The organism is Campylobacter sp. RKI_CA19_01128, from assembly GCF_025771175.1.
Lineage (GTDB): Bacteria > Campylobacterota > Campylobacteria > Campylobacterales > Campylobacteraceae > Campylobacter_D.
On sequence record NZ_JAKMPU010000018.1, the window covers coordinates 1 to 11,143 of the forward strand.

Below are 11,143 nucleotides of genomic sequence, written 5' to 3' on the forward strand. Positions count from 1 at the left end.
ACTATGCCACAATATAACTACCCAAGATACAAAAGAGAAATCGCTGAACAAACACTAAATTATCTAAGTGCTATACCTATGTATAATAAAGGCTTAGATGAACTTAAACTACAAGAAAATACAGAATATAATCTAAATTATAAAAACGAACATTATTTAACTATCTCTAATTCTACTATAGGAAAAGATAATACCGATGCAAAAGCAAGAAATGAAATCACTTTAAAAAATGATATAGACAAGGAAGAATTTTACATTCTAGCACAAAAAGATTATAAAGAAGAAATAGGCAACAACTATGAGCAAACCATAAAAAATAACAAAACCTCAGAAGTGGGAGCTTTATATACTGAATTTATTACCTTAGGGCATATGCAAAATATCATAGGTTTTAAAAATGTCAATGTAGGTGCGCAGTATCTAGAAAACACCTTGCTTTCTAAAGACACCAATGTGGGTTTAAGTAATACTTTGAATGTAGGAATTAGTAATGAAGTCAATATAGGACAAAATCATGAAGAAAAAATAGGAAATGATAAAAGAGTAATCATCAACAACAATCTAGAGCAAGATATCAAAAATGATTTTATCCAAAGAATAGGACATAATAAAAATGAAACCATAAAAGGTTCTTACGTGCTTCAAACCAATCAAAGTATAAAATTTCACTCCAAAAAAGATCTAAGCATAGAAACAAATGAGTATTTCAAAGCTGAAGCTGATGATTCTATTAGTTTTAAAGCTAAAAATAATTGTTCCTTTACGGCTGATGAAATAAATACTTTAGCTAATAAAGAAAGTACTTTAATAGCACAAGAACAAATCATCTCTCAAGTAGGTGAAAATACCACCATCACACAAACAAAAGATAAGATTATACTTCAAGTAGGAAAAATGCAAGTAATTATAGATGATAAAGGTTTAAGGGTAAAAGGAGGTGATTTAAGAGCAGATTAAAAGCAATTTTCTTAAATTAAAACTAAAATCATAAAGAAACCCAATTTACAAAAAAACTAAAGGAAAAACAATGAAAACATTAGAAGATATCAAAGCTATGAACTATCAAGAAAAAGATGAATTAGAAGATCTAGTTCTTGAAGCTATAGATGATAATGATTTGGCCAAGGTAAAAGATATTTTAAAAGATTATCCTGTAAAAATATCTTGTTATGAGCTTAATATCAAAGATGAGGATGGAGACTTCCCTTTATTTGATCCTTTTAACTTGATAACAAGAGCTGCATTTACTTGTGAAGAAAATAATAATGATTTTTCTATTTTAGATTATTTATTTGATGAGTATGGTTTAAGTTTAAAAGATCCTAAATATAATTTTGTTCTTATTGATATGAAACATATCAAAGAAGCTAATGAAAAATACATCTTAATGAAAGAAGTAGAAGGCGAGCCTAATATTTATAAAAACGCTCTAATCTACGCATATATACTCAATGCCGATAATCCAAATTCTCAAATCATACAATATCTAGTCAATCGTGGAGCTAAATTTGAAGTGCATAATGAAGGATTTTCCGGTAGAACTCCTATGCATTTTTGGGCTAGACGCAATAATTATGAATTATTAGAACTAGCTATTAAAGGAGGGGCTAATGTAGATATGCAAACCCGACTTATTCAAGAGAGTGAATACAATGAAACTCTTTTATTTGAAGCTGTAAGCGAACCTGAAACTTATAAGGTTACAAAGCTTTTAATCGAACTTGGAGCTAATGTAAATTTTGTCACCCCAACCACCCCTTTAGATATCGCAAGAGGATCTAGAAATAAAAAGCTTTTAAAAGATGCAGGAGCAATGACTTCAGAACAACTTGATAAAAAATACAATATATACTGGGATAGCAAAGAGTGTGAAAAAGATAAAAGCTATATGGAAAAATACTGTAAACTTTTAAACGATGCTATAAAAAAGGCTAAGGAGAATGAGTAGAGTGATAAAAATTAACTTTACTGATGTCAATTTTCATATTAAAGAATTTCAAAAGGTTTATATACTAGAAAATTGTAAATTGTATTTTTATAAGCCTTTTCATTTACAAACAGAAGATAAAAACAATGGAAAAGAATTTGAAGATAAAAATAGAACAATTCATAAAGAACAAGAAATTAAAAAAATAAATTCTCAAGATCAATCAGATGAAAAAGAAGATATCACAAAAGATTATGCACAAAAAATCGATAAAGAGATAAATAAATTTGATGAAAATAACTTCATCTTACAAACTAAAAAACAACGACAAATCGATCCTGATAATTATGATATATTTTACGATGTTTATACAAGTAAAGATAATGATATCAAAAGTTTAAATGAAGAGCTAGGATATGATGGCTTTGAAGTAAAAAATGGTATAGCTAAAGTTGAAGCAGATTTTTTTGATAAATGCTTAAAAGAAAAAAAATATGTTTTAATACCAAGATTAGTATCTTTAGATAAAAATGAAACATTACACTTTGATCCTGTGCCTTTAGAAGATAAGGGCTTTGTAGTGACTGATTTTAGAAAAGGAAAAAAGGGAGAAAAAAATATAGATTTAAGCTTTCAAAGAAGCATAGCTAAAATAAAAAATCCTAATTTAGTTTTGCAAAGCCCTAAAGAATTCCTACAAGCTTTAAATGACAATAGAGATTTTACAGAAGATGATAAAAAAGAGCAAGCACAAGCTATCCAAGAAGCTTGCGCGAAAAAAGCAGATGAAATGACTAAAATCTTGCTTAAAGATGATGAAAGTTTAAAAGATATTATTACAGATAAGCAAGAATTAAAGAAGAAAATAAGTGACTTACAAGATAATAAAAACAAATCACCTAAAGAACTAAATCTACTAGGTAGACTTGAATTTTTACAAAGAAATCAAGATAAAGCTAAAAAACATAAAAGCATTATAAAAGATCTTCAAAACCCTCAAAAGACTAGCAATGGTAAGCAAGATAGTGTTAAAAATATAGATCCTTTAGATATGATGGCAACAAACAGCACCACTCCAAACCAAGAAGAACAAAAAAATAAAAATATCAATTCAAAAGATATAGGAGATGCAGGAGAATATGCTGCTTCTATGCTTTTTACTAAAAGATCAACTAGGTATTTATCTAATAGAAGAAAACTAGATACTAATTTTAATACTAAAGGTTTTAATCACACCATACCTGATTTTTTAGTAACGCTAAATGATTACCCTACTTTAGTAGAGGTTAAAAATGTTCAAGATCAAGCTTTAACAGAACAAATAAGCTTTGAGTTAAAACTTGCTAGAGAATATGAGCTTGATTATTTATTTTTATGCAATCATTACACAAAATTAATAGATAATATAACTAATCTAGAGATATTTAATAAAGACAATAAAAACCATAAAGGATCAAGAAGTGGTTTTATCTACCACAGACATGCTCACAGAAGCATAAAGACAATATTTAAAGAAATATATCTACACCATATCAAAGGAGCAGCACCTAATAAAATAGTAATAAAAAGATTAAATTTAAATGACCCTGTTCATATAGAAGAAGAATTAAACAAAAACAAACAAATACAAAAAAACTAAAGGAAAAACAATGAAAACATTAGAAAATATCAAAGCTATGAGTTTTGAAGAAAAAATGCAAATTCAAAAACAGTTATTTGATTTTATTAGTAATAATGACTTAGAAAATGTTAAAAATCTTTTAAAAGATTATCCCATAAAAGAAAGCTTTTATGAGGCACATTTTACATACCATCATAATAATGAAGATTATGAGCTATCTTTATTTGATCCAGCAGCAAGCTTATTAAGGGCCGCATTTGCTTGTGAAGAAAATAATAATGATTTTTCTATTTTAGATTATTTATTTGATGAGTATGGTTTAAGTTTAAAAGATCCTAAATATAATTTTGCTTTTCCCGACATGAAACATATCAAAGAAGCTAATGAAAAATACATCTTAATGAAAGAAGTAGAAGGCGAGCCTAATATTTATAAAAACGCTCTAATCTACGCATATATACTCAATGCTAAAAACCCAAATTCTCAAATCATACAATATCTAGTCAATCGTGGAGCTAAATTTGAAGTGCATAATGAAGGATTTTCCGGTAGAACTCCTATGCATTTTTGGGTTATGCAAAATAATTATGAATTATTAGAACTAACTATTAAAGGAGGGGCTAATGTGGATATGCAAACCCGACTTATTCAAGAGAGTGAATACAATGAAACTCTTTTATTTGAAGCTGTAAGCGAACCTGAAACTTATAAGGTTACAAAGCTTTTAATTGAACTAGGAGCTAATGTGAATTTTGCTACCCCAAGAACTCCTTTAGATAATGCAAGAGGATCTAGAAATAAAAAGCTTTTAAAAGATGCAGGAGCAATGACTTCAGAGCAAATTAGAAAAAAATATAATTTACCAGCATATGATTCTTCTCATTGTGAAATTAATGGAAAAACTGACTTTGATTTATTGGGTAAATATCGTGATGAATGCTCCAAACTTTTAAACGATGCTATAAAAAAGGCTAAGGAGAATGAGTAGAGTGATAAAAATTAACTTTAGGTAAAATAAATCATAAGGAAAAACAATGAAAAATAAAATTTTATTAGATAAAGATATACAAGAAGCGTTTAATTACTATCTTGAAAATGATAATTATGTAAAAGGTGCTTTAGATGGTTTAAAAAAACATAAACGAAGAACTTTCATAAGTAACATCTTAAGTTATGAATATAAAAATTTAGTAGAAAACAACAACTTAAAATTTGATGAAAAAGATAAGGTTGTTTTACCATCTAATCTAATCACTATTTTAAACTATGATAAAAAGAATTTTAATGGGACGATTCTTCGAAATTTTATAAATGATTTGGAATTTGAATTAGAACATATAGAAATGGAACTTTATGATAATCCTGCTGATTTTGAAGGAGGAGATTATTATAGTGAAGATAGCGAATGTGATGAGGATTATACAGTGGAAGATTGGGTAGAAGATCAAGTAAAAGATATAAAAGATTTTATTGATGCTTTGAAAGCTTTTAAAATGCTATTTAGTGCTAATTAAGTATTGTAAATTTTATAGATTATAAATATAATAGTGATAAATATCGTCTCTTATTAAATAAAGCAATAAAAAGGCTAAAGGTAATAGAGAAAAATAATCAACTTCAATATTAGAAGCTAAAGGATATAAATGCTAAATAACATAACAATCAAAGGCTATAAATCTATAAAAGATTTATCCGAATTTGAACTTAAAAATTTAAATATCTTAATCGGTGCAAATGGTGCAGGTAAAAGTAATTTTATCTCGGTATTTAAAATGCTTAATGCATTGTTTAATAAAAATTTGCAATTTTATACACAAGATAAAGGACCTGATAGTTTTTTGTATTTTGGTAGAAAAGAAACCGAAAAATTGCATTTTGATTTTGTTTTTAACCCAAATAGATATAAAGTAGATATCGTAGCCACGCAAGAAAACAAAATGCTTATACAAAAAGAAAGAATTTATTTTGGTCCTCACGAATACATTATAGGAGAGAATGTATACGAAAGTAATATTTCTGAAGCAAAAGAATATTCTAGATCCAAAGCAGTTGCTGATTATACTATAAGCGCAATTAAAAAATGGAAGCTTTATCATTTTCATGATACTGGAGATACATCTAAAATGAAAAGTATATGTGATGCAAATGATAATCTTATTTTCAAAGAAGATGCACAAAATATAGCAGCTTATCTTAAAATGCTCCATGATAATCACAATAAACATTATGAACAAATTTTAACTACTATACAAGATATTGCTCCTTTTTTTGGGGGATTTATTTTTAGAAATAGTGATAATATACAATTAGAATGGTACCATAAAAACGATCCTGATACTCCTTTTAAAGCACATATGCTTTCTGATGGAACTTTAAGGTTTATATGCTTAGCTACTTTATTGCTTCAGCCTTTTGAGCTAATGTCAGGAACAATTATTATCGATGAGCCTGAATTAGGGCTACATCCTTATGCATTAAAAATTTTAAGTGAGATCATTAAAAGAGTAGCTCAAAAAAAACAACTCATTATTTCTTCTCAATCTGTAGAACTGATAAATCATTTTGAAGCACAAGATATTATAGTTGTAGATAAAGAAGGTGATCAATCTATTTTTACAAGAATGGACAATGAAAAACTACAAACTTGGCTTGAAGAATACACACTTGGAGAAATTTGGGCTAGTAATCTTATAGGTGGGAGACCAAAATAATGTCAGATATTATAAGATGCTATGTAATTTGCGAAGGACAAAGTGAAGAAAAATTTATCAATGAAACTTTAAGTCCGTATTTTCACAATGTCAAAATTTATCTCACTCCACTTACAATACCTACATCTAAAGGACACAAAGGCGGTGCGCTTTCGTATGATAGAGTGGTTGATTTTATTGTTAAAAAATTAAAACAAGACACACAAGCTTTTATGACAACTATGTTTGATTATTATGGATTAGATGATGAATTTTTAAAAGAAAATAAAGCTAATACTGATATATATGAATATATTGAAAAAATACAAAAAGATTTTGATGAAGCAATTAAACAAAAATGCGATACAAATAAATTTTTTAGCTATATACAACCACATGAATTTGAAAGTTTGCTTTTTAGTGATATTACAAAAATCATTGAAGCAGACGCTGAATGGGATGAAAAACTCATTTGCGAATTAGAATGTATTATCGAAAAATACAATAATCCAGAATTCATCAACAATAGCAAGGAAACAAGTCCGTCACACAGGCTAAAAAAGATTTTTTCTTCTCCTAGCTATAAAAAAGTTTTGCATGGTAGCAAGATCGCAAAAGAAATTGGTATAGACAACATAAGATTAAAATGTCAACACTTTAACAAATGGTGTGAAAAAATTGATGCTTTGAAAGCTTTTAAATGAAACAAACATTAAGTGCCAATCAAATTAGCTTTCATCTTTTATCTAAAAAAACTTTTAGTGATGAAAAATACCTTGACGCTTGGAGTTTAAAAGGTAATCGCCTTAATTTACAAGAATGGCTTGATTTTAAAAAAGCTAATGAAAATAATTTTTATAATAAACATTTAGAAAATACCTTAAAAGCTATACAAGAACTTAAAGCTTGTTTTAGTATTGATAAATTTGAAGGTATAAATCTACACAGTGAGGATGAATGGTTAAATTTTTTACCTTCAAATTATACTCAAATTTACAATCGTTTATGCAAAGATAAAAGCAAATACATTTTACATAGATATTATCAAAAAGATGAATTAAGTGAAATAGGAACTCTTAAAAACCTCTCCCCTAATTTACCTTTTTGGGATGAAAAAGGAGAAAATTTCTCTCAAAGCCAAATCAATACTCTTATAGAAAAAGATAATCTAGCACCCTACTTTAATAAATATGATATTTATTTCAACTCATCACTATACCTTACTTTTAATCTTAATGATGAGAATTTAAATTATCTAGTAAAAAATTATGAAGATAAACTTAATTATGGTTTTATCCCAAAAACCCAAGAACAACTTCAAAAAGAGTTAAATTTAAGTAAAGATGAAAAAATCATCTTAGAACTTGAAAATATTTTTTTAAGTCTTTGTAAAGGCATAAGTGCTGATTATGCCTTTATGGATTTTTCTTATTTTTTTGCAGGGTATGATTATATATTAAATTCTAAAAATAATACTTTAAAATCTTACCCTATTAGTTATGATGAGTTAATTTATAAAAGAAGCTTTAAAGAGCATATAGAAGAATATGCAAATAATTATTTTTTAAATTATTATTCTAAAGAACTTTTAAATGAACTTGAAAATCAAAACTTAAATAACAATAGAATAAATCATTATCTTAAAAACTATAATAAAATTCCAAAAAACACAGAAGAAGAAAACATACAAGGTATGCTTTCTAAGCAAAAAAATGTAAATATCAACTTTGTAAATTTTATAGATTATAAAGACTATGTTTATAATAACAAAGATGATTTTTGGGAGTTTTCAGCAGAAAAAAACTCTATACTTTGGCAAAAATTTCTAAGCAAGGATACCATAAAACCTTTTCCTTCAAATTTTGATTGTTCTTTGGAAGAAAAACTTCTTTATGCTAAAGATGAGCAATTAGAAAGCATACTTCAAACCCACAAGGCTTTTTATGGCTAAAAAAAGAAAAATCACTCTTCCTAGAATAGAAGATATTGATATAAGTCCCGATACTTCTTGTTTGCATCCTATATTAGAAGATAATACTTTATTGTGTATACATGGAGGTAAGGTTAAGTTAAAAGCAAAGAATGCTAAAAGAATAAAATCAGACAATGTTCCTATTATGCTTAATAACGAAATACAAGGAGCTAGTATAAGTGGATGTGTAAATCCACCTATGCTAGGAGGACCTTGTACTAAAGTAGCTTTAGTATTTGCTCATACTTATTCAAATCATAAAGTAAATCATAAACATTCTGTATTACAAATGGGTTTAATAGGGGTAAGTAATAAAGGTTATCCTATATTAGCTATACCTAAGAAAAATAAGATTAAATTTGCTTTAGCTAAAATACAAGCTAATCCTCTTGCTAAGATTAAATGGGACAAGATAAGATGGGAAGGGATAGGAGGTAAGCTAAAAGCAGCACAAAGAAGGAGAAGAGAAAAAAGTAAAGAGAAAGCAAAAATGCTTTTATATTTGGAAAATGAAAATAAAAAAGGTAGGGTAAGCGATAAAGAAGTTCATCTTTATAAACATAATGGAATATGGCCTAAAGATACTCCAAAACCTAGAAGTCCTGATTATATTCTTGAAGATGGGGAGATTATTTTAAATATCAAACAAAGAGCCATGGAAATAAAAAATACTTTAAATGGAGGACATAATAGTGTTTCTATAAAGACAAAAGATAAACTCACCAGATATGATTTAGATGGTAAACCACATTATGAGAAGACATCAAAGAGAATAATTGATACACCTCATAAAATAGAATATACTAAACATATAAATCCTCAAGATCCAACAAAGTATAGAATGTCACAGGGTTTAGTAGAGCCAATATCTCATAAAGATTTAGATATTGTAGAAAATTATTTAAAAAGGCAAAATAATGAAATTTGAGAATTTAAAGCATGGAAGTTTATTCAAAAGAGAATTTTACCTTAAGGATGTAAAAATAGATTTGAAAAATGACTTTTTTGTTTATTCTATCACAATGAATGAAAAAACTTTAGAAATATTTTTTAAATCAGAAAAAAAAGATATACAAGATTTGCAAATTATTTTTTATGATTATAAGTTACTACATTCAAAATCATATTGTAAAAATTTTAATCAATTAGAAGCTAATTTTATAGATTTGATAAGAAATAATTGGGATGATATAACAGGCTATATTGAAAAAGAAGAAGAGATGTTGATAAACATATATTTTGATAATGATTTAGAATATATTACTTTAACTTGTAAGTATTTTAATATAGATTTTATAGACTAAACAAAGGATAAAAAACAACAAGAGAACAAGCAGAACTAATTATAGAAGAAGAAAAGTTGATTGATACAACTTGGTATCCTTCTTATAAACATTTAGGGGAATATCATCTTACTATGTGGTTTAATCCTAACAATAATAAATATGAAACTTTCTATGTTGGAGAAAGGGGGAGTGTTAGTCTTAACTATTCTTTTGATAGTGAAAAAGAAGCTATTGATAAAATGTTGCAGATGAATTATATGCGAAAAAATATGATGGAAAAGATATTAAAGAATATCTAACAAAAGAAGTAGCACTAAGAATCATCAAAGAAGAAAATTTAGAAGTGATTTGGTATGATGAAGCACTTAAACCAATGCGAGCAGGTATTAAACACGATAAACAAAGAGATAAATATATTTCTTTTATCACTAATACTAAAGCAGAAATTATAGAATACAGAAGTATTGAGTTTGATGGGGAAGTTATTATATTTTTAGAAAAATATAATTACACTTCTACCTATAACGATGAATTTCTAGCCCTTTATGCTCTTATCAATCGTGCCAGAATGATTAAACAAAATAAGATTAGCTTTATATAAATACTTTCCTTATGATTTAATATAAAAATTTTTAGTTATAATGCTATTTTAACACAAGGATATTTTATGGAAGATTTAAACTTTTTACAAAAACGTTGGGAAGAAGCTTATGAAGCTATGCCTAAACTTTATGAAATACCAAATGGAACAATAGTAAATTTTACCCTTAGTGAAGATACAGATACTATTTTATTTAAAGAACCTTGGGAAAATTTCAAACTAGATAATGAAGATGAAGAAGTAGAATGGAGGCTAAGTTTTTTCAGCATTAGCGAAGATAAGCCTTTAGGATATTTAGAGTATAAAGAAGCTTTAGAAAAATTACAAGAATTTTCTTTAATACAATCAGAAGAAAGGGTTTTGATTAGAGCCATGAGTTTGGAAGAGCTTAAAAAATTAGGATTACACGAGCTATGATACTTCCTCAACCTATATTTTTAAACAAACTTATACAATTTTTATCTAGTGAAAATTTAAATCTAAATAATTTTAAAAAAGATATAGAAAACATAATCTCTAAAAAAGACTTACAATTTTTACTAGATTTAAATACAAAAATTATGGGTATTGCTAAAATAATTATTCAAGATAAAAAAGAAGTTAATATACTACTACCACAATCTAATAAAGAGCATAAATTACAATATACACCTACAAAATTAGAAATTAAAAAAGATTTTGAAATTAAACTTGATAGCTTGGAAAATTGCAACAACAAGCAATTATTAGATATCATTAAACAAGAATATCCAAATAATATAATAAAAGAACTAACTATTAATCTATCAAAAGAAAAAATAAAAATACTTTTCATTGTCAATGAAATACCAAAATTTTTAAAATCCATATATAAAGAATGTGATTTTAAAGATTATGGCTTAATGAACTATATCGAATTTGATAAAATTTTTAATCTCAAAATAGAAGATTTTAGATATTTTACGCTTGTTACACCCTTTGGGGCAAAAAAAATACAATTGTATTGGATAAATGAATATGAAAATCTTCAAGAAACACTCAATTGTATTTCAATCCCAATATCCCAT

At 26.8% G+C, this 11,143-nt stretch carries 14 protein-coding genes; all 14 read left to right on the forward strand.

The window, feature by feature from the left end; all coding sequences use genetic code 11:
* Positions 1 to 957, forward strand: a 957-nt coding sequence (locus L8U98_RS07910) for a bacteriophage T4 gp5 trimerisation domain-containing protein (RefSeq protein WP_263737858.1), incomplete at its 5' end; no start/stop codon positions are given.
* A gap of 70 nt (positions 958 to 1,027) precedes the next feature.
* On the forward strand, positions 1,028 to 1,948 hold the full coding sequence (locus tag L8U98_RS07915) for an ankyrin repeat domain-containing protein (protein WP_263725426.1): 921 nt from the start codon (positions 1,028 to 1,030) through the stop codon (positions 1,946 to 1,948).
* Positions 1,941 to 3,566, forward strand: coding sequence for a putative toxin (locus L8U98_RS07920; protein WP_263725427.1), 1,626 nt, complete (start codon positions 1,941 to 1,943; stop codon positions 3,564 to 3,566). The genes L8U98_RS07915 and L8U98_RS07920 overlap by 8 nt, the downstream gene beginning before the upstream one ends.
* Before the next feature lie 10 nt (positions 3,567 to 3,576).
* Entirely contained in the window at positions 3,577 to 4,536 is a 960-nt protein-coding gene (locus tag L8U98_RS07925; protein ID WP_263725428.1) for an ankyrin repeat domain-containing protein, read from the forward strand.
* 46 nt (positions 4,537 to 4,582) lie between these two features.
* On the forward strand, positions 4,583 to 5,062 hold the full coding sequence (locus L8U98_RS07930) for a hypothetical protein (RefSeq protein WP_044598807.1): 480 nt from the start codon (positions 4,583 to 4,585) through the stop codon (positions 5,060 to 5,062).
* 129 nt (positions 5,063 to 5,191) lie between these two features.
* A complete protein-coding gene (locus L8U98_RS07935) occupies positions 5,192 to 6,259 on the forward strand; it encodes an AAA family ATPase (RefSeq protein ID WP_263725429.1) in 1,068 nt (355 codons plus the stop codon).
* Entirely contained in the window at positions 6,259 to 6,942 is a 684-nt protein-coding gene (locus tag L8U98_RS07940) for a DUF4276 family protein (RefSeq protein WP_263688748.1), read from the forward strand. Before L8U98_RS07935 ends, L8U98_RS07940 begins: the two co-directional genes overlap by 1 nt.
* Positions 6,939 to 8,189 carry a hypothetical protein gene (locus L8U98_RS07945; RefSeq protein WP_263725430.1) on the forward strand — a complete coding sequence of 417 codons (1,251 nt, stop codon included), beginning with the start codon at positions 6,939 to 6,941 and terminating at the stop codon, positions 8,187 to 8,189. The genes L8U98_RS07940 and L8U98_RS07945 overlap by 4 nt, the downstream gene beginning before the upstream one ends.
* Positions 8,182 to 9,138: a hypothetical protein gene (locus L8U98_RS07950; protein WP_167332814.1), complete on the forward strand. Its 957-nt coding sequence runs from the start codon at positions 8,182 to 8,184 to the stop codon at positions 9,136 to 9,138. Before L8U98_RS07945 ends, L8U98_RS07950 begins: the two co-directional genes overlap by 8 nt.
* The gene (locus L8U98_RS07955; RefSeq protein ID WP_044598821.1) at positions 9,128 to 9,514 is read left to right on the forward strand and encodes a hypothetical protein; all 387 of its coding nucleotides are present in this window, start codon (positions 9,128 to 9,130) and stop codon (positions 9,512 to 9,514) included. Before L8U98_RS07950 ends, L8U98_RS07955 begins: the two co-directional genes overlap by 11 nt.
* A 56-nt stretch (positions 9,515 to 9,570) precedes the next feature.
* Positions 9,571 to 9,795 carry a hypothetical protein gene (locus L8U98_RS08285; RefSeq protein ID WP_263691522.1) on the forward strand — a complete coding sequence of 75 codons (225 nt, stop codon included), beginning with the start codon at positions 9,571 to 9,573 and terminating at the stop codon, positions 9,793 to 9,795.
* A gap of 44 nt (positions 9,796 to 9,839) precedes the next feature.
* Positions 9,840 to 10,097: a hypothetical protein gene (locus tag L8U98_RS08290; RefSeq protein ID WP_263725431.1), complete on the forward strand. Its 258-nt coding sequence runs from the start codon at positions 9,840 to 9,842 to the stop codon at positions 10,095 to 10,097.
* A gap of 66 nt (positions 10,098 to 10,163) precedes the next feature.
* The gene (locus L8U98_RS07970) at positions 10,164 to 10,514 is read left to right on the forward strand and encodes a hypothetical protein (protein WP_261545372.1); all 351 of its coding nucleotides are present in this window, start codon (positions 10,164 to 10,166) and stop codon (positions 10,512 to 10,514) included.
* On the forward strand, positions 10,511 to 11,143 hold a 633-nt coding region (locus L8U98_RS07975), incomplete at its 3' end, for a hypothetical protein (RefSeq protein WP_263737859.1). The genes L8U98_RS07970 and L8U98_RS07975, both read left to right, overlap by 4 nt.